Source organism: Cupriavidus cauae (assembly GCF_026210475.1).
GTDB classification, from domain to species: domain Bacteria; phylum Pseudomonadota; class Gammaproteobacteria; order Burkholderiales; family Burkholderiaceae; genus Cupriavidus; species Cupriavidus cauae.
On the sequence record NZ_CP080293.1, the window covers coordinates 479,552 to 505,409 of the forward strand.

The window sequence follows — 25,858 nt, forward strand, 5'->3', positions numbered from 1 at the left end:
TATCGCGGCCGCCATCGGCTGCCGTCGACAGGCACGAATCATGACGCTTCCGCAGCATCGGGTTCGGCCGGCGCACGCTTCGGCCGACCCTTCGGCAGCGGCTGCACACGCCGTTCGGCATTCCGCTCCAGGCCCCGCAGGAAGCCTTCGCTGCCAAGCGGCCAGCCGCTGTGCGCGTGCTTGCGCAGCACGGCCAGCGTGGACGACGACAGCCCTTCCGCCGCCAGCGACTGGTAACGCGACTGGCGCTCGAAGGGCGTGTTGCCGAGCGCCCAGTAGGCGGAGTGATCGCTCACAAAGGGGCTCGCCTCCAGGCCGACGTGATGGCGGTGGCTGCTCCATCGGTCCTCGTCCGGCGTGTTGGCCTCGCCCGCCCGTACGGCGTTGCCCTCGACGTAGAGCATGGCCGGCAGCATCCAGGCGTCCGGCCCCAGCACCGCCGAGCGGAAGCGCCCTTCCCACAGCGTGCCGGTGCGGTTGGCCACGCGATTGAAGTAACGGGCGTAGCGGCGGCCCACCGCCTGCATGGTCAGGCTGAGCGCGTCGTCGCGGCGTGGCGTCGCGACCAGGTGGATATGGTTGGGCCGCAGCCCATAGGCATGCACCGCCAGATCGTGCTCGCGCGCCGCCATGCGCAGGCAGTCGAGGTAGAAGCGGTAGTCGTCGGGGCCCAGGAAGACCGGCTGGCGGTTGTTGCCACGTTGCAACACCAGTGCCGGCAGGCCGGTCGGGGAGAAGCGGGGAAGTCGTGCCATGGCGCCATCGTGTCAGAGCGATGGCGCGATGATAACTGATCTGTCCCTGTTTTTTGATGCGCGGACCTGGTGTGCGCGAGCTGCTGGGCTTGGTGCGCGGGCTTGGTGCCCGGGCTAGGTACGCGGGCTTGGTGCGCGGGCTTGGTGCGCGGGCTTGGTGCGCGGGCTTGGGGCGCGGGCTTGGGGCGCGGACTTGGGGCGCGGCCTCGGTACGCGGGCTTGGTGCCCGGCCTCGGTACGCGGGCTTGGTGCGCGGGCTTGGTGGCCGGTCGTCAGTTCTGCTCGCCGACCGCAAACATCCGCCGATGCTCGCGGATCGCGTAGCGGTCCGTCATGCCGGCGATGTAGTGCGCGATCAGCCGCGGCTGGTCGCCGCCATGGGACGCCTGGTACTGGGGCGGCAGCAGGCGCGGGTCGCCCATGAAGGCCTCGAACAGGTCGCTGATGATGCGCTGGGCCTTGGCCGACATCCGCATCACCAGGTAGTGGCGGTACAGATGGCGGAACAGGAAGCGCTTGAGGGCCTGCGCCTCCTCCCTGACCGCGGGGCTGAAGGCGACCAGCGGACCCGCCGCGCGCACCGCGTCGATATCGGCCGGCCGGGCGGCGGCGATATTGCGCTGGGTCGTCTCGATCAGGTCGACGATCAGCGTGTTGATCATCCGGCGGACCGTCTCGTTGATCATCCGGCGGCCGTTGATGCCCGGATAGGCCGCCATGACCTCCGCGCGATGGCGGCCCCACATCGGCACCTCGTCCATCTGCTCCAGCGTCAGCAGTCCCGAGCGCAGCCCGTCGTCGATGTCGTGGTTGTTGTAGGCGATCTCGTCGGCCAGATTCGCCAGCTGCGCCTCCAGCGACGGCTGCGTGCCTTCGAGAAAGCGCCGCCCCAGCTCGCCCAGCGCGGCGGCGTTGACGCGCGAGCAATGTTTGAGGATGCCCTCGCGCGTCTCGAAGGTCAGGTTCAGGCCGTTGAAGCCGCCGTAGCGCTCCTCCAGTTCGTCCACCACCAGCAGGCTCTGCAGGTTGTGCTCGAAGCCGCCGTGGTTCTTCATGCAGGCGTTCAGCGCATCCTGGCCGGCGTGGCCGAACGGCGTGTGGCCGAGGTCGTGCGCCAGCGAGATGGCCTCGACCAGGTCCTCGTTCAGCCGCAGGTTGCGGGCGATCGAGCGCGCGATCTGCGCCACCTCGAGGCTGTGCGTCAGCCGCGTGCGAAACAGGTCGCCCTCGTGGTTGACGAACACCTGCGTCTTGTATTCGAGCCGGCGGAACGCGGTGCTGTGGATCACGCGGTCGCGGTCGCGCTGGAACTCGCTGCGCGAGGACGACGCCGGTTCGACATGGACACGCCCGCGCGACTGCGCCGAGTGCGCGGCATAGGGGGCGAGATGGCTTTCGAGGTCGGTCATGCGGCAATCCGGTTGGGCGATGCGGGCATCGTCTGAGGGTTGCGAGGCATGGCCGACCGCTTACGCGACCGGTGCCTCGACGGGACGTTTCAATACGGCGTGCTGCAGCGTGGCGCGCAGGTCGGCATCGGGCACGCTGGTGATCAGCGCCTCGCCGAGCTTCCTGAGCAGGATGAACTTGATCTGGCCGGCCTCCGCCTTCTTGTCGACCTTCATCAGCTCGATATAGCGGTCCACGCCCAGGTCGGGCGCCACCACCGGCAGCATCGCGGCGGCCACCAGCCGCTCGATGCGCGAGCGCGTCTCGATGTCGATGAAGCCCAGCCGCAGCGACAGGTCCGCGGCCATCACCATGCCGCAGCCCACCGCCTCGCCGTGCAGCCACTCGCCGTAGCCCATGCCGGCCTCGATCGCATGGCCGAAGGTATGGCCGAAATTGAGCGTGGCGCGGATGCCGCCCTCGCGCTCGTCGGCGGCCACCACCGCGGCCTTGATCTCGCTGGAGCGCTGCACCGCCAGCGCCAACATGTCGGCGTCGCAGGCGTTGAGCGCGCCGATATGCTGCTCGATCCAGGCGAAGTAGTCCGCGTCGGCGATCGCGCCATGCTTGATCACCTCGGCCAGGCCCGCGGCCAGTTCGCGCGGCGGCAGCGTCTTCAGCGTGCCGATATCGGCGATCACCGCCTGCGGCTGGTGGAAGGCGCCGATCATGTTCTTGCCGAGCGGATGGTTGATGCCGGTCTTGCCGCCCACCGACGAATCGACCTGGGCCAGCAGCGTGGTGGGCATCTGCACGAAGGGCACGCCGCGCATGTAGCAGGCCGCGGCAAACCCGGTCATGTCGCCGACCACGCCGCCGCCCAGCGCGATCAGCGTGGTCTTGCGGTCGGCCCCGGCGCCGAGCAGCGCATCGAAGATCAGGTTCAGCGTCTGCCAGTGCTTGAAGGACTCGCCGTCGGGCAGCGTCACCGTGCGCACGATCTTGCCCAGGCCGGTCAGCGTGGCCTCGACCCGCGCAGCGTACAGCGGGCCCACGGTCTCGTTGGTGACAATGACGGCGTGGCGGCCACGGACATGCGGGGCCAGCAGGTCGGCGCGGTCGAGCAGGCCGGCGCCGATATGGATGGGATAGCTGCGCTCTCCCAGGTCGACTTCAAGCGTGATCATCGGTCTTGGTATCTTGCGCCGGCTCGATGTCGGCATCGTGGTGGGGATCGCTGGCGCCGTCGCCGCGGACATCGCTCCGGGCGTCGCCGTGGATATCGTTGCCGCCGGCCGCGGCGATCCAGCCGGACATCTCGAGTTGCATCAGCACCATATTAGCAAGCTGCGCTACCGAGGGCTTGCCGGTCTCGATGACGAAATCGGCGACCTCGCGATAGAGCGGGTCGCGCTCGGCGTACAGCGCCTCGAGACGCCCCTTCGGATCCTGCGTCTGCAGCAGCGGGCGGTTGCGGTCGTGCCGCGTGCGCAGCCACAGGTCGTGCGGGCTGGCGCGCAGATAGACCACCGTGCCGCGCGCCTTCAGCCGGCTGCGGTTCTCGGGCCGCAGCACCGCGCCGCCGCCGGTCGCGAGCACGATGCGCTCGCGCTGCGTCAGCTCGTCGATCATCTGCGCCTCGCGGTCGCGAAAGCCGCTCTCCCCTTCATGATCGAAGATCACCGGGATGCGCACGCCGCAGCGCGCCTCGATCTCATGGTCGGAATCGACGAAGGCATAGCCGAGGCGGCGGGCCACGGTGCGGCCGACAGTGGTCTTGCCGGCGCCCATCAGGCCGACGAAAAAAAGGTTCGGACGGGAAGCGGTCACGGATTCGCGGCGAGCCGATCGGCGCTCTGCAGGCGGCTCGCGGGTTGGAAACGGCATCATCTTCTTATGTCGGGCCCGGCGGGGCAAGACCCGTGCAGGCGCGGGGCCGGCGCGGAAGGCAAATCCCCGGCGAAAATCGCCCGATCCTGCCGCATGCCGGCGCCGCCGCTGCATTTGCGGGCCTCAGTCTACTGCATCCCGCCGAACGGGGCGCCCGAATGGCCCCGTGCCGGCGCGACGGCATCGCGCAGGATGCGTGGGGTCAGGAAGACCAGCAACTCGGTGCGATCGCGCCAGACCGAGCGGCTGCCGAACAGCCGGCCAAGCACCGGGATATCGCCCAGCAGCGGCACCCTGGCGGCATCGCCGCGCTCGGCGCGCGTATAGATGCCGCCGATCACCGCGGTGCCGCCGTTCTCGAGCAGCACCTGGGTCTGCACGTGCCTGGTATCGATGGCGAAGCCCTGCGTGGTCTGCACGCCGACGCTGTCCTTGCTGACGTCGACGTCCAGCAGCACCTGGCCCTCGGGCGTGATCTGCGGCGTTACCTCCAGCTTCAGGTTGGCCTTGCGAAACTGCACCGAGGTCGCGCCGCTGGAGGTGGCCGCCTGATAGGGCAGCTCCGTGCCCTGCTCGATCAGCGCCTTGATATTGTTGGTGGTCACCACGCGCGGGCTCGAGACGATCTTGCCCTTGCCGTCCGCCTCCAGCGCGGACAGCTCCAGCGCAACGAAACGGCTGGCCGCGCTGTTGAACAGGCTGACCGCCAGATGGCCCGGGTCGGCGCCATGCAGCGCGCCGGCCGGCAGACTCAGCAAGGGCCCGGGCTCGCCGGCCGCGCCGGGCAGCACGTCGGTCCAGGTATCGGCGACGCGGCCGCGCCCGTACTGCGCGGCAAAGCCGAGCTTGACGCCCAGATTGCGGCTGAACTTGTCGTCGGCCTCGACGATGCGGGCCTCGATGATGACCTGGCGCACCGGCACGTCGATACGCGCCAGAAAGGCGGCGATCTGCTGCAGCCGCTCGGGCAGGTCGGAGACGAACAGCTGGTTGGTGCGGGCGTCCGCCGTCAGGCTGCCGCGGCGGGACAGCAGGCGCCCCGCCGATGCGCCAGCGGATGTGCCGACCGACGTGCCCATCGACGCGCCAACCGATGTGCCAATCGATGTGCCCGCAGGCGCGCCATGCCCGTGCGATCCGCCATAGGGGCCGTGTCCCGCCACGGCTGCGCCGGGTCCGCTCCCGAGCAGCAGCCGGCGAACATCGTCGGCGCGCTGGTAGTTGAGCTGGAACACCTGGCTGCCGACCGGCTCGAGATCCGCCAGCTGCTGCCGCGCCTCCAGCTCCTGCCTGTCCCGCGCCGCCAGCTCCGCGCGCGGCGCGACCCACAGCACATTGCCGTCGCGCCGCGACGCCAACCCCTTGGCATCGAGCACGATCCGCAGCGCCTGCTCCCACGGCACGTCCTTGAGCCGCAGCGTCAGATTGCCCTGCACGCTGTCGCTGGCCACCACGTTCAGGTCGGTGAAATCGGCGAATACCTGCAGCAGGGCGCGGATATCGACGCGCTGGAAATTGAGGGACAGGCGGTCGCGCATGGGTGAAGCCGCGGCGGCGGGCCGCGACGCGGGCGTTGTGGCCGTTGTGGGTCTGACGGCCGTGGCGGCCGTGGCGGTCGTGGCGGTCGTGGCGGTCGTGGCGGTCGTGGCGGTCGTGGCGGTCGTGGCGGTTGTGGCGGTTGTGGCGGTTGTGGCGGTTGTGGTGGACGTGGTGGGCGCGGGTACGGGCGCGAGCGTCGGCGCGGACGTGGGGGTGGGGTCGGGCTCAGGCGTGGCAGGCGCGGGCGCGCCGAGCGCGCGCAGCGGAGCGGCGAGCGGGATAGCGAGGGCGAGCGCGAACGCCAGCGTCCACGACGCGCGCCGCCGCGGCATGCGCCCCGTCATGCCGGCGCATCCAGCGCAAGGCGAGCCGTCGTCTCGATCCATCGATCCTCTCCGTTCCAGACGCGCTCGCGCAGCACGATCTCGTCCCGGCCGATGCGCACCACGACGCCATCGCGGCGGCCCAGACGCTGGCCGACCTGCAACGCCGCCACCATGCCATCGGCGCCATCCACGCGTATCACGCCGTAGGCGCGGCCCGCGCTATGCAGGCTGCCGACCATGCGGATCTGCTCCAGGGCATACGCCTCGAGCGGCTCGCGCGGACGCGCCGCGAGCGCATCGTCCGGCGGCGCGAATGACGGTGCGGCCAGCCGAGCGTAAGCGAAGGGGTCGATTGCCGCCGGATCGGTGTCGCCCGCATGGCGGGCGCCAAGCAACGGCAGGCGCAGCGCGACGTCCAGCGGCGCGGGCGTCCACGCCATCGAAGGCGGGGGCTGGCTTCCGGCTTTCCCGCGCGAGGTACGCGGCGCCCGCTGCTGCGCGGCGCGTTCTCCAACGTCGAGCGCCCGGTAGGCCAGCGCGACCGCCTCCATCGTCAACTCGCCGGCGTCCCTCCCGTCCCTGCCGTCCCCGCCGTCCTTGCGCTCCCTGCTTTCCCTGCCCTCCTTGCCGGCCGCCAACTGCATCGACTGCAGCGTCACCAGCCGAGGCAAGGCCGCGATATCGGCCAGCCAGGCCGCGATCTCGCGATAGCCGCCGTCGACGCGCAGCCTCAGCGGAATCCGGGCGAACTCCTCGCCTGCCTCCGCGGCCTGCGGCTGGAACAGCACGATCCGCAGCCCGCGGGCGGTGGCCAGCGCGCTCAACGTGACCAGCAGGTCGTCGATGCCGCCATGGTCGGGCAGATGGCGCTCGCGCATCGTCAGCGCCTGCGTCAGTTCGGCCAGGCGCCGCCGCAACGGCTCGGCGCTCGCCGCCTCGGCCGCCTGTCGCCCGGCGGACTCGCGCAGCGCCGCGTGCTCGGCCTGCCGGCTGTCGAGCAAGTCCAGCTTGTCGCGCCAATGCCATTGCCAGCCGGCCGCCAGCACCGCGCAGGCGGCGAGGACGGGCCACAGCGGGGACCCTGCGGCAAATTCGCGCAGCGCTCCCGCATCGCGTTCGACCCACTGGCCAAGCCAGGATGCCGAGGCGGCCGGGCTCTCGTCTTCGTCATCCGGCGCCATGTGGGCTCCTGTCCGTCGGTGGCGATGTTGCCGTGGAGGCGCCAGTTCCAACCGCGCCCGCCCTGCCGGCCCTGTCTGCTCTGGCGGCCGTGCTTGCCGTGCTTGCCGTGCTTGCCGTGCTTGCCGTGCTTGCCGCGCTTGCCGTACTTGCCGTGCTTGCCGCGCTTGCCGCGCTTGCCGCGCTTGCCGCGCCGGCCGTGTCGACAGGGCGATAGACCAGCCGCACCGAGAACGCAAATGCCGCTGTCGGATCGCCGCCCGTGCCCGCCCCGACGGATGCCGAGCGCGACTCGATCAGTTCGGCGCGCGCCAGCCACGGCAACGGCGCGAGCTGGCGCACCAATGCCGCCACCCGCTCGTGATGGCGCGCCATCCCTTCGATCGTCACCGTGTCGTCCTGCTGGCTGACGCTGCGCAGATGGACGCCGCGCGGTACCTGGCGGGCCAGCGCATCGAGCAGTCGTGCGGGCCGGCCACGGTGGTGCAGCAGCGCATCGAGCGCGCCGCCGCGCCGGCTGACCGCCGCGATTTCCTGCCGCAGCCGGGCGGCCTGGCGCGCCGGCGCCTCCCATTGCCGCGCCCGCTCGGCCAGGGCGCGGTTGTCTCCCTCGACGGCCGCGATGCGGCGATCGAGCACATAGCCGCCGACCAGCACGGCCGCCCCGGCCACGCCGGCTGCGGTGCGCCAGCCTGGCAGCAGCGAGCCGGCCAGCCGGGCAAAAAGGGGCGCAAGCCGCGGCGCCCGATCCTTCAAATCCGGCGCCCGATCCCGGACCCATCGCGACGCCAGATCGCGCACCGATGGCGGCGCCAGACGCCGTGCCAGACGCGCCGCGCGATGCCATCCCCTCCGCCAGATTCCCTGCCCCCGCACGATGCCTCTCCCCTCGTCGATCCGGCACGGCGTTGAACTCGACGGCGCGATCGCGGCTCTAACCGGCGCTTCCACTGCTGACCGCCTGTCCGAAATCCGCCGCCCTGCCCTGCCCGTTTGCCTGCCCCGTTCTCGCCCATCACGCCGATCCGCGCCACGACCGACGACGCGCGCCTGCCGCACGCGTGCTGCCCATATGCCCCATGCGTGCTGCCTGCATGGCCCCACGCGTCCCACACATCCCGCACACATGCGGCACACATGCGGTTCACATGCGGCTCACATGCCGCCCGCATGCTGCCCGCACGCCGCACGCACGCCGGGATGGCGCGACGATGGACCGATTCTCGGCAGGCGGACATGGCACCGGCAATGCGAGGCCATGCCCATCGAGCCGGTTTTCGCAAGTCACGGCGCGATTGCGCTTGGGCCGCAGGCGCCCATACTGATATCAGCGGCGACGATGAGCGGCGACGTTTTTTGGCCTTACATCTTGTAACAGCATGGATGCGCCCGCCACGGCACTACCCGCCCGGGAGCCGCGAAGGCGAGCGATATAATCCGGGCACCTCCAACTAGGTATTACCCAATGGCTACTGCACAACAGAAGCCGGCTAAACCGGCTCGCCGCCCGCTGTGGATACGCGCCAGCTACTGGGCGCTGGGCCTGATGGCCGCGGGTGTCGTCACGGTGGCCCTGCTGCTCGGCTACGCGCTTCTGGTGGCGGCGCCGAATCTGCCGTCGCTCGACACGCTGACCGACTACCGTCCCAAGATTCCGCTGCGCATCTACACCGCCGACAACGTGCTGATCGGCGAATTCGGCGAGGAGCGGCGCAATTTCGTGCCGATCGCCGAGATCCCCGACGTGATGAAGAAAGCCGTGCTCGCGATCGAGGATGATCGCTTCTACGAGCACGGCGGCGTCGATTTCATCGGCGTGCTGCGCGCGGGCCTGGCCAATCTGCGCGGCGGGCTGTCGCAGGGCGCGTCGACCATCACGATGCAGGTCGCGCGCAACTTCTTCCTGTCCAGCGAGAAGACCTACACCCGCAAGATCTACGAGATGATGCTGGCGTACAAGATCGAGGCGAATCTGAGCAAGGATCAGATCCTCGAGCTGTACATGAACCAGATCTATCTGGGCCAGCGCGCCTACGGCTTCTCCAGCGCCGCGCGCGTCTACTTCGGCAAGTCCATCAAGGACGTCACCGTGGCCGAGGCCGCGATGCTGGCCGGCCTGCCGAAGGCGCCGTCGGCCTACAACCCGGTGGTCAACCGCAAGCGCGCCAAGGTGCGGCAGGAATACATCCTGCAGCGCATGCGCGACCTGGGCTATATCACGCCGCAGCAGTACGACGAGGCGGTGCACGAAGAGCTGAAGGTCCGCAACGAGGGCAACGAGTTCTCGACCCACGCCGAGTACGTGGCCGAGATCGTGCGCCAGCTGATGTACGCCCAATACCGCGAGGAGACCTACACGCGCGGCCTGACGGTGTACACGACGCTGACCAAGGCCGACCAGGACGCGGCCTACGAGGCGGTGCGCACCGGCATCATGAACTACGAGCGCAAGCACGGCTATCGCGGCCCCGAGGCCTTCATCGACCTGCCGTCCGATCCGGCCGAGCGCGAGCAGGCCATCGACGACGCGCTGGTCGAGCATCCGGCCAGCGACGACATGCGCTCGGCGGTGGTCACCGCGGCATCGAGCAAGCAGGTGCGCGCGGTGCTGCTGTCCGGCGAGGAAGTGGTGATCGAGGGCCAGGCGCTGCGCTATATCGCGCCGTCGCTGGCAGCCAACGCCCAGCCCAAGGTCAAGATCCGTCCCGGCGCGATCATCCGCGTGGTGCAGAACGAGAAAGGCGCGTGGTCGGTGGCGCAACTGCCCGAGGTGGCGGCGGCCTTCATCTCGCTGAACCCCGAGGACGGCGAGATCCGCGCGATGGTCGGCGGCTTCGATTTCAATCGCAACAAGTTCAACCACGTCACGCAGGCGTGGCGCCAGCCGGGTTCGAGCTTCAAGCCCTTCATCTATACGGCCGCGCTGGAAAAGGGCTTCTCGCCGGCGACCGTGATCAACGACGCGCCGCTGTCGATCGGCCCCGATACCGGCGGCCAGGTGTGGGAGCCGAAGAACTACGACGGCCGCTTCGAAGGCCCGATGACGATGCGCCGCGCGCTGGCCAAGTCGAAGAACCTGGTGTCGGTGCGGATCCTGCGCGCGATCGGCACGCAGTATGCGCAGGAGTTCATCACGCGCTTCGGCTTCGATGCCGACAAGCATGCGGCCTACCTGCCGATGGCGCTGGGCTCGGGCAGCGTGACGCCGCTGCAGATGGCGGGCGCCTATTCGGTGTTCGCCAACGGCGGCTATCGCATCAACCCGTACCTGATCCAGCGGGTGGTCGACGCGCGCGGCAACGTACTGTCGGAGACCAAGCCGCAGCGCGCCGGCGAGGACGCGGTACGCGTGCTCGACGCGCGCACGGCCTTCATCGCCGACAGCATGCTGCGCGACGTGGTGCGCACCGGCACCGCCTACAGTGCCAAGCAGCGCCTGGGCCGCAACGACCTGGCGGGCAAGACCGGTACCACCAACGACGCGGTCGACGCCTGGTTCGCCGGCTATACGCCGAAGCTGGTGGCGGTGGCCTGGATGGGCTACGACCAGCCCAAGAGCCTGGGCGTGCGCGAGACCGGCGGCGGCCTGTCGCTGCCGATCTGGATCAGCTACATGTCGAAGATGCTCAAGGGCGTGCCCGAGAGCCCGGACCGCCAGCCGCCGGAAGGCGTGGTGATGGTGGCCGGCGACTGGACGCTGGAAGAGAATGCCGGCGGCGCCGGCGTGGCCTCGGTGGGCCTCGGCGATCCGTGGCCTGGCAAGGCACCCGATCCGGGCGCACCATCGCCGGCGGATCTGGAGCAGGAAAAGCGCCGCATCCTGGAGATGTTCGGCGGCGGCTGATGCGGCCGACCGATGGCAAGACGCGATCGCACAACGCCCTCGCAAAAGCGCGATCGCACAACGAAAAGGCCAGCCCGATGGGCTGGCCTTTTTGCTTGCCACGGGGGCAGGTATGCGGTTATGCGGTTATGCGGTTATGCGGTTGTCCGGTTGTGCGGTTGTGCCGATGCGCCGCTATGCGGAAAATCAGCCCAGCGTCAGCGTGGTCCCGGCCTGCTGGCTCAGGTAGCGCGACAGCGCCTGGTACAGCTCGGTGCCCTCGCGCGTGTCGACCCAGCGCTCGCCGTCGCGGCGGAAATGGAAGCCGCCGGCGCGCGCCGCGACCCACAGTTCCTGCATCGGCGCCTGGCTGTTGATGATGATCTTCGAGCCGTCCTCGAACTCGAGCTCCATCACATTGCCGCTGCGGTTGATTTCGATATCGGCGTCGGCCGCATCGGCGGCCTGCTCGATCGCGCTTTCCAGCCGATCCAGCTCGCCGGTCGCCAGCGCCAGGAACTCGCTTTCGCTCAAAAGGGACATGCTACACTCCAAGACCGCCAGCCGCGGCCGGTCCCTGCCGGGACCCGTTCCGGGCTGATGCATTGTTCTGCGGGCCGATCCGGGCGGCGACCCGAGTGCCCGCGGGCACCGTTGCCCGGCCCCGGCTGCTCCGGTCCGCCTCCCGTTCGACCCCTGTTTCCAAGGACGACCCGATGTTGCGTCGTGTTGCGATTGTAGCGGCGTTTGCCGCCGGCCTAGCGATGCCCCTGCTCGGCGGATGCGGCATTCGCGGGCCGCTGGTGATGCCGCAGCGCCCGCCCGCGCCGGTGCAGCCCAGCGTCCCCGATCCCGGCCTGTCGCAGCCGGACGCCGCGCCGATGCCCGCGCGCACGCCGGCGGCCCGCACGCCTTCGTCCTTCGCGCCTGCGTCCGCTCCCGCGGCCCCTGCCGCCCCTGCCGCTCGATAACATGACCGCATTTTTCCATCGCCGCGACGGCGCCCTCGCCGTCGAACAGGTGCCGCTCGCGCGTATCGCCGAGCAGTTCGGCACGCCGACCTACGTCTATTCGCGCGCGGCGCTGACCGCCGCCTACCAGGCCTACGCCGCCGCCTGCGCGGGCCATCGGGCCCGCGTGCAATACGCGATGAAGGCCAATTCGAATCTGGCCGTGCTGCAGGTGTTCGCGCAGCTTGGCGCGGGCTTCGACATCGTCTCGGGCGGCGAGCTGCAGCGCGTGCTGGCGGTGGGCGCCGATCCGCGCAAGGTCGTGTTCTCCGGCGTGGGCAAGTCCGAGGCCGAAATGGAACTGGCGCTGGCGCACGACGTGCTGTGCTTCAACGTCGAATCGATTCCCGAGCTCGACCGCCTGAACGCGGTCGCCGGCCGCGTCGGCAAGCGCGCGCGCGTGTCGCTGCGGATCAATCCGGACGTCGACGCGCGCACCCATCCGTATATCTCCACCGGACTCAAGGGCAACAAGTTCGGCATCGCCTTCGACGACGTGCTGCCGACCTACCGCGCGGCCGCCGCGCTGCCGCACCTGGAGATCACCGGCATCGACTGCCATATCGGTTCGCAGATCACCGAGGTCTCGCCCTACATCGAAGCGCTGGACAAGGTGCTCGACGTGATCGAGGCGCTCGAGCGCGAAGGCATCGTGCTGTCGCATATCGATGTCGGCGGCGGGCTGGGCATCACCTATGACGACGAGACTCCGCCCGATATCACCGGCTTCGCGCGCACGCTGCTCGAGCGCGTGGCGCAGCGCGGCCACGGCCATCGGGAGGTCCTGTTCGAGCCGGGCCGTTCGCTGGTCGGCAATGCCGGCGTGCTGCTGACGCGCGTCGAATTCCTCAAGCCCGGCGAGGCCAAGAACTTCTGCATCGTCGATGCGGCGATGAACGACCTGGCGCGCCCGGCAATGTACGAGGCCTTCCACCGCATCGAGCCGGTGGTGCCGCATGCGGGCGAGGCCGTGACCTATGACGTCGTTGGGCCGGTGTGCGAATCGGGCGACTGGCTGGGCCGCGATCGCGCGCTGGCGGTCGCACCCGGCGACCTGCTGGCCGTGATGTCGGCCGGCGCCTATGGCTTCGTGATGAGCTCGAACTACAACACTCGTGCGCGCGCGGCCGAGGTGATGGTCGACGGCGAGGCGGTGCACCTGGTGCGCGCCCGCGAGCGCGTCGAGGACCTGTTCCGCGACGAGAAGCTGCTGCCGCGCTAAGGCGCCGACGACTGCCGCGCGACTACTGCCGCGGCTACTGCCGCGACTGCTGCGGCGACGACTGCCGCGAGGATTCCCTCGGCGCGGCAGCAGTGGTAGCGGCGCGCGCCGTCCCGCGCCACCACCACCACAGCCGCGCGCCGAGCAGCGCCGCCACCACGGCGGCGTAGATCGACACCTCGCCGAAATCGTTCTTGCCGGCCTTGTGCCACCAGTAATGCAGGATCGCCAGCACCGCGATCGCATAGATGCTGCGGTGCAGGGCCTGCCAGCGGCGGCCGCCCAGCCGCCGCACCATCGCATGCGTCGAGGTCGCGGCCAGCGGCACCATCAGCACGAACGCGGCAAACCCCATCGTGATGAACGGACGCTTGAACACGTCCTTGGCCATATAGGCCAGATCGAAGCCGCGGTCCACGCCGAGCCACAGCATGAAATGCAGCGTGCCGTAGAAGAAGGCGAACAGGCCCAGCAAGCGCCGTATCCGCAGCAGCCAGTTCCAGCCACTCAGGCGCCGCAGCGGCGTCACCGCCAGCGTCGCGCACAGCATCACCAGCGTCCAGGTGCCGGTGGAGCGCGTAACGAATTCCAGCGGATTGGCGCCGTACTGCGCGGTCGCGCCCAGGTACACGAGCCGTGCGAACGGCAGCAGCGCCAGTACCCAGATCAGCGTCTTCAGCGCGCGCAGCCGCGCCGGCGGCAGCGTGCCGGGCGTGGCGGCGGAACGGCGGGCGCCTGTCGGCGACGCTGCGTGCGCGGCGGCATGGGTCGCGCCCCGGGGCGCGGCAGGCGTCGTGTCGGTGGAAGGCATGCGGCGGCGTAGGCGAACGTTGGCGGAGGCTGGGCAGACGCGGGCTGGCGTCCTAGAAGAACTTGCGCAGATCCATGCCCTGGTACAGCGAGGCGACCTGCTGCGCATAGCCGTTGAACGGCAGCGTCTTGCGCTTGGGCGCGAACAGCGCCGCGAAGCCGCCGCCCTTGTCGTCGCCGATGCGGCGCTCGGTGGCCTGGCTCCAGCGCGGATGATCGACTTCCGGATTGACGTTGGAATAGAAGCCGTACTCCTGCGGCGCGGCCAGGTTCCAGCTGGTGGCCGGCTGCTTGTCGACGAAGCGGATCGCGACGATCGACTTCGCGCTCTTGAAGCCGTATTTCCACGGCACCACGATGCGCACCGGCGCGCCGTTCTGGTTCGGCAGCACCTCGCCGTACAGGCCGAAGGTCAGCAGGGTCAGCGGATGCATGGCCTCGTCCAGGCGCAGGCCCTCGCGATACGGCCAGTCAAGCACCGGGCTGCCGAGCCCCGGCATCTGCTTCTTGTCGGCGAGCGTCACGAACTCGACGTACTTGGCGCTGCCCAGGGGTTCGGCGCGCCGGATCAGTTCGGCCAGCGGAAAGCCGACCCACGGGATCACCATTGACCAGCCCTCGACGCAGCGCAGCCGGTAGACGCGTTCCTCCATCGCCGCCATCCGCATCAGGCCGTCGATGTCATACGTCTTCGGTTGCCGCACCAGCCCTTCGACCTTGACCTGCCACGGACGCGGCCGCAGCGTACCCGCATTGCGGGAAGGGTCCGATTTGTCGGTGCCGAACTCATAGAAATTGTTGTAGGTGGTGACGTCCTCGTAGGGCGTGCGCTTGTCGGTCACCACGTAGCCGGGATTGGGCGTGGCGGGCAGCTTTTGCCCGCGGCCCGGCTGCTGCGCCAGCGCCTGGCGCGCGGCCCACGGTGCCAGCGTGCTGCCGGCCGCGCCGGCCGCGACCATCGCCAGCCAGCGCCGGCGCGCGGCGAACGCTTCGGGCGGCGTGATCTCGCTGGACGGAATGTCGTCGCCGCGCAGCCATTTCGGAGAGGGAATCCACATCGTCGTTCCTTGCTTGGCGGAGCGCCGGCGCGCCGGGCGGTCCCACGGATCGCGCCGGGCCGGCACAGTTTGGACCGGCCGGCCGGCCTTTGGTGCGGCGGGCCGCGGCGCCCGTCGCCGATGGCTTATGGCACCGCCTTACGTCGCCGCGGTACGTCACCGGGTCACGTCACCGGGTCACGTCACCGGGTCACGGCACCGCGTTACGGCACCGCGTTACGGCACCTCACGGCGTGGCGATGTGCCAGACGTTCATCACCTTGTCGCCGGTGCGGTCGCCCGGCTTGGTGTCCTTGGCGAAGCGGTACAGCGGCTTGCCGCGATAGGCCCACTGCCGGCTGCCGTCGTCGCGCGTGATGATCGTGTACTGGCCGGTGGCCGAGGTGCCGGGCTGCGCCAGCAGCGGCGGCCAGTTGACCGCGCATTGCCCGTTGCAGACGCTCTTGCCGCTGCCCGCGGTATCGCGGTCGAAGGTGTACAGCGTCAGGCCTTGCGGGTCGGTCAGCACGCCGTTGCTGACCTTGACGGTCGGCGGCATGTTGCCGCTGGTGCTGGCCGAGCTGCTGGCGCTGGCACTGCTGCTGCCCGAGCCCATGCCCATGCCGGAACAGGCGGTCAGCAGGATGGCGGCGGCGACGGTGAGGGGAAGGGCAAGACGACCGGAAGCGGTAAGGCGCGAGAGGGCCATGATGTCTGTCTCCAGGAAAGGTCGGCGCCGCCCACCGGCGCCGTGTTTCCCAGTAAACACCCTCAGGCGCCGCTTTATTCCCTTTCCAATCAAAAAAACCTGCCCGAAAGGGCAGGTTTCCTCGCTTCCACGCAGTAAAAGCGCGCTTCAGATCACAACGATCACAATTCGCCGTAGCTGTGCAGCCCGGACAGGAACATGTTGACGCCAAGGAAAGCGAAGGTGGTGATCAACAGCCCGATCAGCGCCCACCACGCCGCCATCGCGCCGCGCAGGCCCTTGATCAGGCGCATGTGCAGCCAGGCGGCGTAGTTCAGCCAGACGATCAGCGCCCACGTTTCCTTCGGGTCCCAGCTCCAGTAGCCGCCCCAGGCCTCCGCCGCCCACAGCGCGCCCAGGATGGTGGCGATGGTGAAGAAGGCGAAGCCGACCGCGATCGCCTTGTACATCACGTCGTCGAGCAGCTCCAGCGCGGGCAGGCGCTCGGCCAGGATGCCGCGCTGCTTCAGCAGGTAGGCCACCGCGACCATCGCGGCCAGCGCGAAGGTGCCGTAGCCGATGAAATTGGCCGGCACATGGATCTTCATCCACCAGCTCTGCAGCGCCGGCACCAGCGGCTGGATCTCGTGCGCATCGCGGCTGACCGTGTACCACAGCAGGAAGCCGACGGCCGCCGACACCACCAGCATCACGAACGGGCCCAGCGCGCCGGTGCGGTAGCGGCCCTCGTAGTACAGGTGGAACAGCGTGGTGATCAGCACGAACAGCACGAACACTTCGTACAGGTTCGACACCGGGATATGGCCGATATCGGGGCCGATCAGGTAGGACTCGTACCAGCGCACCAGCATGCCGGTAAAGCCCAGCACCACCGCCGCCCAGGCCAGCTTGTGGCCGATGCCGTAGCCGGTCTGCGAGCGCGCCAGCAGGCCGCCCCAGTAGAACAGCGTCGACAGGAACACCAGCGCGCACATCCACAGGATGGCCGACTGGCTCGACAGCAGGTACTTGAGCAGGAAGGCTTGCTCGGCGCGCGCCAGTTCACCGTGGTAGAGCTGCACGGCCAGCAGCGCCAGCACGGCCAGGCCCGCCATCAGCGCGCGCACCGGCTTCCAGTGCCAGCCCAGCAGCGCGAAGGTCGGCACGGCGCCGATCAGCACCGCCTTGTCGTAGCCGTCCATCCACTGGCCGTAGCGGGCCAGGCCGATGCCGGCGCCGACCACGAGCAACAGCGCGTAGAGCCAGTCCAGCCACGACAGCCGGCCCAGGAACGAGGGCTCCAGGTATGAGGTGTCCACTGCCGCCGGGGCGTGCCCTTCGTTCGCCGTGGGGTTGGCGGGGGCGTGCAGCTTGGAAGAATTGGAAGACATGACGAAATCCCTACCGTGTCGCCGGCGCCGTGGGCGGCGCGTCCTGCGCTGCCGCCGCGGCACGCTGCACGTCCTCGCGCAGCGCGGCGAATTCCTTCTCGAAGTCCAGGGTGCGACGCTGGGTCGACATTGCCATCAGCACGTGGCTGCCGGCGGCGCGTGGCGCGCCATCGTCCGGCGCGGCATCCTGGGCCGCATTCGGCTGCGCATCCTTGACCCAGACCCACACGCGGCGCTCGCGGATATAGAGCATCGCGAACACGCCCAGCACCAGCAGCAGGCAGCCAAGATACACGATGTTCTTGCCAGGCGCACGGGTCATCTGGAACACGCTGGCCTTGACCTCCTGGAAGTCGTCCAGCTGCAGGAACACCGGCGCGACGTAGAAGAAACTGTCCGACAGCGCGTTGATCGCCTGCTGCAGGAAGGCACCGCTCTGGGCGCTGTTGGCGACCACCGGCAGGTCGGCGCGTTCGCGCGCGAGCTGCCACAGCTCCCACATCGAGCCGTTCAGGATCTTCAGCAGCACCTCGGCGGCCTTCTGCTGTTCGGCCTGCGGCACCGAGCGCTCGAGGAAGGCCGCGATCGCGGCGAAGCCGCCCGGCGGCGCATCGGCATCGTGCCGCGCCGCGCCGGCGAACAGGTCCAGTGCGCGTCGCGCGCTCTCGGCCAACTGCGCCCGCACCTCGGCCTTGTCGTCGCCCGGCATCGACGCCAGCGCGAAACGGCGGGCGGCCTCGCCGCGCAGTGCGCTGTCCTGCAGCGCCGCGCGCAGCCGCATCCAGTCGGCCACGCTGCCCTGCTCGTCGGCCGGAATGCGCAGATAGCGGAACGGCTCGTTCGGCGTATCGCGCGTGCCGGCGAGGAACACCGACTGGCCGTCGAGCTGGACCGGCACCATGTAGTTGTGGAATTCACGTGCCTGGCCGTTGCGGTCGCGCAGCTTGTACTGCACCGATGGGCCGACATTGCGCAGCTGCTTCTCGCGCTCGGGATTGGCGGCCGCGCCCAGGCGCGCCTCGATGCGCTCGTTCAGCGGGCGCGTCGCCACGCCGCGCGCATCGGCCTTGCCCGAGGCATCGGTCACGTTCTCGATGTTCATCAGCCGGAAGTCGCTGAACTCGACCGCCAGCCCCTGCGCATCGACCGCGGTGCCGGTGCCCTGCAGCGGCGCGCTGTTGCCGACCGTGCCGGCAAACGGGAAGGACTTCGCCGAGCTGCCCTGCATCGGATAGCCGACGAACTTGAGCCGCGAGCCGCCGTCCTCGAAGCTGGACTGGTAGATCGCGATGCCGTCGACGATCAGCGGCTCGTTGACCTTGATGGTGGCGGCGGTCTGCTTGCCGGTGGCGCGGTCCGTGACGACCACGTCCGAGGCGAACAGCTTCGGCATGCCGGTCGAGTAATGCTCGATGATGAATTTCTTCAGCGTCAGCGTGAACGGCAGGTCCTGCACCAGCGCGCCGTCGGCAACGTTCAGGATCGCGGTCGACACGGTCGCGCCCTCGGGTACGAAGGCGTTGCCGCGAAAGCCCGGGTTGCTGCTGGAGAGCCGGTGCTGCGGCGGAATCTCGTTGATCACCGCGTTGCCGCGGATCGGCGTCTTGCCGCCGAACCACATCTGCGCGCGGATCAGCATGTCGCCATCGAGCAGCCCGCCGATGCAGATCACCACGATCGCCGCGTGCGCGAGGATATAGCCGAGCTTGTTGGCCGCGCCGGCCTTGGCCGCCAGCAGCGTGGCGCCGTCGTGCTCGACCTGGCGCACGCGATAGCCACGGTTGGCCAGCAGCGCGCCCAGGCGCTGCACCGCGCCGGCGCGCGACGGCGCGGCATCGAACTCGACGCGGTGGTGGAAGGCGCGCAGGCTGCGCTCGCGCACATGGTCCTTCCACGAGCGCATGTCGGCCACCATCTTCGGCGCATTGCGGACCAGGCACAGCGAGGTCGACACCACCAGGAAGGCCAGGATCAGCAGGAACCACCACGAGCCGTAGACCTTCTGCAGCGATAGCGCGTGGAACAGCTCGGCCCAGAACGGGCCGAACTGGTTCACGTAGTTGGCGTACGGCTCGTTCTGCTTGAGCACGGTGCCGATCACGCTGGCGATCGCGATCACCGACAGCAGCGCGATCGCAAAGCGCATCGACGAGACCAGCTCGACGGTATCGCGCAGCAGGCGGTGGGGGGTCTTCAGGCGCAGGCCCGAAGTGGAAGCGGTCGGCATGGCAGGAAAGGCTGAAGGCGCGGGGCGCAAAAGACAAAGAGGGAGGCGCGCTGACGCGGGCCACCCTCTTCGATTATCTTCGGTCCGGTTGGTTGCGCCCCCGCACCGCGCCGGCGAGGGCCGGCCGGCCCGGGGCTACCGGTGAGCTTAGCGCAGGCCGGCGACGTAGTCCGCCACCGCCTTGATCTCGGCATCGGACATCCGCGCCGCGACCTCGGCCATCACCGCGTTGTTCTTGCGGCCGCCCTGGCGGAAGGCCACCAGCTGGGCCTCGGTGTACTCGGAGAACTGGCCGCCGATGCGCGGATACTGCGCCGGGATGCCGGCGCCGGCCGGCCCATGGCAGGCCGCGCAGGCGGGAACGCCCTTGTTGGCGATGCCGGCGCGGTAGATCTTCTGGCCCAGCTCGATCGTGTCCTTGTTCTTCGCGCTGGCGGGCTTGAGCGTCTGGCGGGCCAGGTAGGCGCCGACGTCGCGCATTTCCTGGGCGGTCAGCTGCGAGGCGATCGGCGTCATGATCGGGTTGTTGCGCACCTTGGCCTTGAAGTCGGCCAGCTGCTTGTCGCTGTATTCGGGATGCTGCGCGGCCAGCTTCGGATTGACCGCGGCGCCGCTGTTGCCGTTGGCGCCGTGGCAGCTCAGACAGGCGGGAACATTGCGATCCGGCGCGCCCTGCGTGTAGAGGGTCTCGCCCTTGGCCGGGTCCGCCTTGACGGCGGCTTGCTCGGCGGCCGAGGCCAGACCCGTGAAGGCCGTTGCCGGCAAGGCCAGTGCTACGACAGCCACAAGTTTCGCAATGCCATTCATTCGCACACCTTGTCTGAATTGTTTTGAATTCGCTATCGCGTGCCGGTCAGCCTCCGGCCTGCGGTGAGGACGCGCATTGGGGCGAAAAGACGGGACAGACCCGTTGGCAGACCACTGCCGGCCGGCAATATCAGGTCATGCCGGCCGCCAACAAGGCCAAAAGAACGTCGAACGCCACCCGGCCGGGAGGCCGTTAACCGCGGTATTGTACAATAAATCGCTTCTCGGATAGACGCTTGGCGCACTCCCGCGCGGGCTTCCCCGACCCTGCCTCTCCCTCATGTCTCTCCTACACCAGGCCCGCTTCTTCACCACCGTCAACCATCTGCGCGACCTGCCGGCCACCGCCGTGCCCGAGGTCGCCTTTGCCGGACGGTCCAATGCGGGCAAGTCGACCGCCATCAACGTGCTGTGCAACCAGAAGCGGCTGGCGTTCTCGTCCAAGACCCCCGGCCGCACGCAGCACATCAATTTCTTTGCGGTGGCGCCGGTCAAGGCACCCGATCCGCTGGCCTTCCTGGTCGACCTGCCGGGCTACGGCTACGCACAGGTGTCGGGCTCGGCCAAGTACCACTGGCAATCGCTGCTGAGCGACTACGTGCAGGCCCGGCAGCAGCTGGCCGGGCTGGTGATCATGATGGATGCGCGCCGGCCCTTCACCGATCTCGATTGCCAGATGGTCGAGTGGTTTCTGCCCACCGGCAAGCCGATCCACGTGCTGCTGACCAAGGCGGACAAGTTGACCAGCAGCGAGAATGCGCTGGCGCTGCGCGAGACGCGCCGCGTGCTGGCCGACTATGCGGCCCAGCTGGAGAACCCCCCCCTGCTGACCGCGCAGTTGTTCTCGAGCCTGAAGCGCCGCGGCATCGAGGAGGCGCAGCGCCATATCGCCGGATGGCTGGGGCTGCCCGAGGCGCAGCCTGCCGCGGCGCCGGCGACCGACGATGCACCGGCGGCCGCTGCATCGCCGACGGACGATGCAGCGCCGGAGGCCGCCGGCGACGACGTGCCGGACGGCACGCGTTCCGCCAAGTCGGACCGCAAGCCGGGCGGCGACGGCACCCCGTCGTAAGCGAGCGCGCAAAAAAAACCCCGCTGCAAGCAACGGGGGGGAATATTCCCGCCGCGAGGCGGGTACCCGCTCAGGGAGGAGTAGCGGGGGACCTCGCGCCACGCACGCGGCGCAACGCAAAGGGTCCGCGAGTATGATAGCGGGCACGCACAAAAGTTTAGTTTTTTATTGGACGCGGGACGCCGCCGCCCGGCAGGCCAAGCCCCTGCCACATCCGGTCCCTTCGCCGTGACGCTGCGATCGCCCAGGTATCGTGGCCCGCCGCGCTCCGCCGTCCCCCTGACTGACGATCCCACCATGTCGACCTTCCCCGAATTCCGCCCCCGCCGCATGCGCCGTGACGACTTCTCGCGCCGGCTGATGCGCGAGCACCGCCTGTCGCCGGACAACCTGATCTACCCCGTGTTCGTGCTCGACGGACAGGGCCAGCGCCAGACCGTCGCCTCGATGCCGGGCGTCGAGCGCGTGTCGGTGGACCTGCTGCTGCCGGTGGCCGAGCAATGCGTGCAGCTGGGCATCCCGGTGATCGCGCTGTTCCCGGTCATCGATCCCTCGCTGAAGACGCCCGACGGCATCGAGGCGACCCGCGACGACGGACTGATCCCGCGCGCGGTGCGCGCGCTGAAGGACCGCTTCCCCGAACTGGGCGTGCTGACCGACGTCGCGCTCGACCCGTACACCAGCCACGGCCAGGACGGCGTGCTCGATGCCGACGGCTACGTGCTGAACGAGGAGACCGTCGAGATCCTGGTGCGCCAGGCGCTGACGCAGGCCGCGGCCGGCGTCGACATCGTCGCGCCGTCGGACATGATGGACGGCCGCATCGGTGCCGTGCGCAATGCGCTCGAGGATGCCGGCCACATCCACACCCGCATCATGGCGTACTCGGCCAAGTACGCGTCGGCGTTCTATGGCCCCTTCCGCGACGCGGTGGGCTCGGCCGCCAATCTGGGCAAGGGCAACAAGATGACCTACCAGATGGATCCGGCCAACACCGACGAGGCGCTGCGCGAAGTCGCGCAGGACATCATGGAAGGCGCCGACATGGTGATGGTCAAGCCCGGCATGCCGTATCTGGACATCGTCCGGCGTGTCAAGGACGAGTTCCGCTTCCCGACCTACGTCTACCAGGTCAGCGGCGAGTACGCGATGCTGAAGGCGGCCGCGCAGAACGGCTGGCTCGACCACGACAAGGTCATGATGGAATCGCTGCTGGCGTTCCGCCGCGCCGGTGCCGACGGCATCCTGACCTATTTCGCGCTCGACGCCGCCCGCCTGCTGGCGCGCTGATCCCTCGCGCATGCAGCTGCTCGGTTTTTCCGCCAGCCAGGTCCATCCGCTCGATTCGCTCGAGGCCGCGCGCGCCTTTCTCGCCGAACAGGCCGCGCCGCGCTTCGTCTGGGTCGACTGCACGCTCCCCGAAGTCAGCGCGGCGCCGTCGGCCTGGCGCGACAACCTGCAGACGCTGACCGGCGCACCGGTGCTGGACCTGCATCTGGCCGACGCCACCAATGCCGCGCATCCGTCGTTCTTCGATACGACGCATGCCTACGACATGGTGATCTTCCGCAAGCTGACGTTCGAGACCAGCCGGCTGATTGCCGAGGCCGGCAGCGAGGGGCCGGCGGCGGCGGGCGGCACTGCGAGCGACGCCAGCGCCGGTGCCGGCAACAGTCGCGCGCCGCACAACGGCGGAGCGGACACCGCGGCGCGGGCATCGGGGACGTCGGCGGCGACGGGGGCGGCGGGCACCGCCGGTCCCTCCGGCGCCTCGGCCCCGGCAACAAAGCCGCGCCGCCATCCGCCCGGCTTCCTGCCCGCGCTCGCCCGCATCGACACGCAGCCGGTGACGTTCTTCGTGTTCGACCACGTGCTGGCCACCGTGCGGCCCGGGCAGTCGCGCACGATCGAGCAGGTCCGCCAGCGGCTGCTCGAGCTGACACGCGGGCCTCGGCCCGAGGTCCGCACCAATGGCAGCACGGCGCTGGTGCACGGCATCCGTCCGCCGACGCGTCCCGAGGACCTGATGCTGCGGCTGCTGAACGCGATGGTCGACCGCTATCTCGAACTGCGCGCGCCGCTGACGCGCCAGCTCGACCGCTGGCAGCGTGCGCTGCTCAATGCGCGCAGCGGCTTTTCCAGCTGGGAGGGCCTGCTCGATGCGCGCATCCAGCTGCGCCGGCTGGAACATCTGTGCGAGGAACAGCGCGACGCGCTGCAGGAATTCCGCGACAGCCTGCTCGACAACACCTACAGCGACCCGGCCGGCGGCACTGCCAACGATCGCGACGAAGTGCTGCTGGTGCGCATCAACGACGTGATGGAACACATCCTGCGCGTGCTGGCGCATGCGCGGCGCCTCGAGGATTCGATCGAATCCGCGGTGCAGATCCACTTCTCGGCGGTCGCGCACCGGACCAACCGCACCATGCGGATGCTGACGATGATCACCGCGCTGTTCATGCCGCTGACGCTGATCACCGGCGTGTTCGGCATGAACTTCGAGCGCATGCCGTGGCTGCAGGAGCCCAGCGGCTTCTGGTGGTCGATCTCGCTGATGGGCGCGGTGGTGGTGGGAATCGCGGCGATGTGGGCGGTCGGCCGCTGGTTGTGGCGGGAGTGATTCGGGGCCGCGGGCAGGCCACGGCTTAGGCCCCGGCTTTGCGTCAGGCGCCCGCCCGCCCGAACGCGCGTTCCAGGCTCGCCAGGAAGCGTCCCGCCGCCTGATAGCCGATCACCCGCACCGGCAGCTCGCGCCCGTCGTCGCCGAACAGGATGATGCCCGGTGGGCCGAACAGGCCGAAGCGCTTCAGCAGGGCCTTGTCGTCGGCGTTGTTGGCGGTCACGTCGGCCTGCAGCATTACCACGTCGGCCAGCCGCGCCTGCACGCGCGGGTCGCTGAAGGTGAAGCGCTCCATCTCCTTGCAACTGACGCACCAGTCCGCATAGAAGTCCAGCAGCACCGGCTTGCCGGCGGCGCTGGCCTGCGCGATACGGGCATCGAGCTCGGCCACCGAGCGGATCCGCTCGAAGCGCACCGCCTCGGCCGCCGGCGCACCGTCGCGCACGCCCGCCACCAGATGCGACAGCGGCTGCAGTGGATTGCGGCTGCCCGAGGCGAGGCCCACCAGCAGGATCGCGCCCGCCAGCGCGGACAGCACGCCGAGCCCCTTGCCCAGCCGCGCCACCGGATGCGGGTCCGCGCCCAGGCCGTCGAAGGCGCGCAGGAACACCGCGCCGACCAGCAGCAGCGTCGCCCAGCCCAGCATCGACAGCCAGGCCGGCAGCACCGGCCCGATCATCCACAGCGCGACGCCGAGCAGCAGGAAGCCGAACACGCGCTTGGTCGCCTCCATCCAGCGGCCCGCGCGCGGCAGCAGGTTGCCGGCGCCGACGCCGACCAGCAGCAGCGGCACGCCCATGCCGATCGCCATCGAGAACAGCGCGGCGCCGCCGGTCCAGGCGTCGCCGCTTTGCGCGATATAGGCCAGCGCGCCCGCCAGCGGCGCGGTCACGCAGGGACCGACGATCAATGCCGAGATCGCGCCCATCGCGGCGGCGCCGGCGATCCGGCCGCCGGGGCGGCGATTGGCGGAGTCGGTCAGGCGGGTCTGCCAGCGCTGCGGCAGCTGCAGTTCGTAGAGGCCGAACATCGACAGGGCCAGCGCGACCATCAGCGCGGCAAACAGCGCCAGCACCCAGGGCTTTTGCAGCGTTGCCGCCAGCCCTTCGCCGATCAGCCCGGCGGCGACGCCGACCGCGGTGTAGACCACCGCCATGCCGAGCACATAGGCCAGCGACACGACGAAGGCGCGGCCGCGATGCAGATGTTCGCCGACCACGATCGACGACAGGATCGGCACCATCGGCAGCACGCAGGGGGTGAAGGTCAGCAGCAGGCCGAGGCCGAAGAACAGCGCGACGATCGTCAGCAGGTGGCCGCCGGCGAGCGTCGCGGCGATGCGGCCGCTGTCGTCGATGGCCTTGCCGGGGTCGGCCTGCGCGGCGGCGCTGCGGGTTCCGGTGCCGGCGGGCAGCGGCGTGGCGGCGGCGATGGCGGAGGTGGCGTTGGTTGATGTGGCGTTGGCCGGCGTCGCGTTGGTTGATGTCGCGTTGGCCGGCGTAGCATTGGAGCGGCCGCCGAGCAGCGCGCCGATGCCGGCGCCGCCAACCTCGTACACGCTCTCCATCGGCGGATAGCACAGGCCCTTGTCGGCGCAGCCCTGCGAGGTCACGATCAGCGTCCATTTGCCGTCGGCCGGCGCGGACTCGACCGGCACGCGGATCGTCACCGTGTCGCGGTAGGTCTCCATCTCCTTGCCGAAGGTCTCGTCGAACTTGACCTTGCCGGCGGGCAGGTCGGGCGCGCCGAGCTTGACCTGCGCCGGTTGCGCGGCGAAGGCGAAGCGTTCGCGGTAGAGGTAGTAGCCCGGCGCGACATCGAAGCGGACCTCGACGGTGCGCGCATCGATGGTGCGGGCGGCGAAGCGGAAGGCCTGCTCCGGCGGCAGGAAGTCGTCCTGGTCTGCCGCGCGGGCCGGGCCGGCGCCGAGGCACAGGCAAACGGCAAGCATCGCCAGGGCGATTGCGGCCAGCGTTTGCCAGGCTTGCCAGCCTTGCCAGCTTCGCAGGCCCTGCGAATGCTGCGAGCGCTGAGCGCCCTGCCCCGTGACCATGTCCATCGCCCCCAAGC

At 69.5% G+C, this 25,858-nt stretch carries 19 protein-coding genes and 1 pseudogene; 5 read left to right on the forward strand and 15 right to left on the reverse strand.

The window, feature by feature from the left end:
• Nucleotides 1–38: 38 nt before the first annotated feature.
• The 7 genes and pseudogenes from KZ686_RS02175 to KZ686_RS02205 all read right to left on the reverse strand — a co-directional run bounded on the left by KZ686_RS02175 (nucleotide 39) and on the right by KZ686_RS02205 (nucleotide 8,029).
• Entirely contained in the window at nucleotides 39–755 is a 717-nt protein-coding gene (locus KZ686_RS02175) for a transposase (protein ID WP_265632934.1), read from the reverse strand.
• Nucleotides 756–1,027: 272 nt separating this feature from the next.
• Nucleotides 1,028–2,164, reverse strand: coding sequence for a deoxyguanosinetriphosphate triphosphohydrolase (locus KZ686_RS02180; RefSeq protein ID WP_149319724.1), 1,137 nt, complete (start codon nucleotides 2,162–2,164; stop codon nucleotides 1,028–1,030).
• 60 nt (nucleotides 2,165–2,224) lie between these two features.
• Nucleotides 2,225–3,331: a 3-dehydroquinate synthase gene (gene aroB, locus KZ686_RS02185; protein ID WP_265632935.1), complete on the reverse strand. Its 1,107-nt coding sequence runs from the start codon at nucleotides 3,329–3,331 to the stop codon at nucleotides 2,225–2,227.
• Nucleotides 3,318–3,935, reverse strand: a complete 618-nt coding sequence (locus KZ686_RS02190) for a shikimate kinase (protein ID WP_149319768.1) — start codon at nucleotides 3,933–3,935, stop codon at nucleotides 3,318–3,320. The genes aroB and KZ686_RS02190 overlap by 14 nt, the downstream gene beginning before the upstream one ends.
• A gap of 227 nt (nucleotides 3,936–4,162) precedes the next feature.
• Nucleotides 4,163–5,566 (reverse strand): annotated as a pseudogene (locus KZ686_RS02195) (type IV pilus secretin PilQ); the annotation flags it as partial.
• A 347-nt stretch (nucleotides 5,567–5,913) separates the two neighbouring features.
• Complete coding sequence (locus KZ686_RS02200) at nucleotides 5,914–7,080, reverse strand: pilus assembly protein PilP (protein ID WP_265632936.1); 1,167 nt, start codon at nucleotides 7,078–7,080, stop codon at nucleotides 5,914–5,916.
• Entirely contained in the window at nucleotides 7,067–8,029 is a 963-nt protein-coding gene (locus tag KZ686_RS02205) for a PilN domain-containing protein (protein WP_265632937.1), read from the reverse strand. The genes KZ686_RS02200 and KZ686_RS02205 overlap by 14 nt, the downstream gene beginning before the upstream one ends.
• Nucleotides 8,030–8,543: 514 nt before the next feature.
• On the opposite strand from KZ686_RS02205, the gene KZ686_RS02210 reads away from it, so the two are divergent.
• Entirely contained in the window at nucleotides 8,544–10,922 is a 2,379-nt protein-coding gene (locus KZ686_RS02210) for a penicillin-binding protein 1A (RefSeq protein ID WP_149319729.1), read from the forward strand.
• Nucleotides 10,923–11,108: 186 nt separating this feature from the next.
• On the opposite strand, the gene cyaY is transcribed toward KZ686_RS02210, so the two are convergent.
• Complete coding sequence (gene cyaY, locus KZ686_RS02215; RefSeq protein ID WP_265632938.1) at nucleotides 11,109–11,444, reverse strand: iron donor protein CyaY; 336 nt, start codon at nucleotides 11,442–11,444, stop codon at nucleotides 11,109–11,111.
• A 429-nt stretch (nucleotides 11,445–11,873) separates the two neighbouring features.
• On the opposite strand from cyaY, the gene lysA reads away from it, so the two are divergent.
• Nucleotides 11,874–13,133: a diaminopimelate decarboxylase gene (lysA, locus tag KZ686_RS02220; RefSeq protein WP_226109512.1), complete on the forward strand. Its 1,260-nt coding sequence runs from the start codon at nucleotides 11,874–11,876 to the stop codon at nucleotides 13,131–13,133.
• A 34-nt stretch (nucleotides 13,134–13,167) separates the two neighbouring features.
• Here the strand turns inward: lysA and msrQ are convergent, their stop codons facing one another.
• The 6 genes from msrQ to KZ686_RS02250 form a co-directional block, all read right to left on the reverse strand.
• Nucleotides 13,168–13,944, reverse strand: coding sequence for a protein-methionine-sulfoxide reductase heme-binding subunit MsrQ (gene msrQ / locus KZ686_RS02225; protein WP_265632939.1), 777 nt, complete (start codon nucleotides 13,942–13,944; stop codon nucleotides 13,168–13,170).
• Between the two features lie 52 nt (nucleotides 13,945–13,996).
• Nucleotides 13,997–15,001 carry a protein-methionine-sulfoxide reductase catalytic subunit MsrP gene (msrP, locus tag KZ686_RS02230; RefSeq protein WP_150082624.1) on the reverse strand — a complete coding sequence of 335 codons (1,005 nt, stop codon included), beginning with the start codon at nucleotides 14,999–15,001 and terminating at the stop codon, nucleotides 13,997–13,999.
• A 226-nt stretch (nucleotides 15,002–15,227) separates the two neighbouring features.
• Entirely contained in the window at nucleotides 15,228–15,689 is a 462-nt protein-coding gene (locus KZ686_RS02235) for a COG4315 family predicted lipoprotein (protein WP_149319735.1), read from the reverse strand.
• A 161-nt stretch (nucleotides 15,690–15,850) separates the two neighbouring features.
• Nucleotides 15,851–17,059 carry a c-type cytochrome biogenesis protein CcsB gene (ccsB, locus tag KZ686_RS02240; RefSeq protein WP_223819518.1) on the reverse strand — a complete coding sequence of 403 codons (1,209 nt, stop codon included), beginning with the start codon at nucleotides 17,057–17,059 and terminating at the stop codon, nucleotides 15,851–15,853.
• A 10-nt stretch (nucleotides 17,060–17,069) separates the two neighbouring features.
• Nucleotides 17,070–19,286: a cytochrome c biogenesis protein ResB gene (locus KZ686_RS02245; protein WP_265632940.1), complete on the reverse strand. Its 2,217-nt coding sequence runs from the start codon at nucleotides 19,284–19,286 to the stop codon at nucleotides 17,070–17,072.
• A 147-nt stretch (nucleotides 19,287–19,433) separates the two neighbouring features.
• Nucleotides 19,434–20,093, reverse strand: a complete 660-nt coding sequence (locus KZ686_RS02250) for a c-type cytochrome (protein WP_149319737.1) — start codon at nucleotides 20,091–20,093, stop codon at nucleotides 19,434–19,436.
• Nucleotides 20,094–20,373: 280 nt separating this feature from the next.
• On the opposite strand from KZ686_RS02250, the gene yihA reads away from it, so the two are divergent.
• From yihA to KZ686_RS02265, 3 genes are all read left to right on the forward strand, one after another.
• Nucleotides 20,374–21,165, forward strand: coding sequence for a ribosome biogenesis GTP-binding protein YihA/YsxC (gene yihA, locus KZ686_RS02255; protein ID WP_265632941.1), 792 nt, complete (start codon nucleotides 20,374–20,376; stop codon nucleotides 21,163–21,165).
• A gap of 297 nt (nucleotides 21,166–21,462) precedes the next feature.
• Nucleotides 21,463–22,455: a porphobilinogen synthase gene (hemB, locus tag KZ686_RS02260; RefSeq protein WP_150082627.1), complete on the forward strand. Its 993-nt coding sequence runs from the start codon at nucleotides 21,463–21,465 to the stop codon at nucleotides 22,453–22,455.
• Between the two features lie 10 nt (nucleotides 22,456–22,465).
• On the forward strand, nucleotides 22,466–23,788 hold the full coding sequence (locus KZ686_RS02265) for a magnesium transporter CorA family protein (protein ID WP_265632942.1): 1,323 nt from the start codon (nucleotides 22,466–22,468) through the stop codon (nucleotides 23,786–23,788).
• 43 nt (nucleotides 23,789–23,831) lie between these two features.
• Here the strand turns inward: KZ686_RS02265 and dsbD are convergent, their stop codons facing one another.
• A complete protein-coding gene (dsbD, locus tag KZ686_RS02270) occupies nucleotides 23,832–25,739 on the reverse strand; it encodes a protein-disulfide reductase DsbD (RefSeq protein WP_265633391.1) in 1,908 nt (635 codons plus the stop codon).
• Nucleotides 25,740–25,858: the final 119 nt, after the last annotated feature.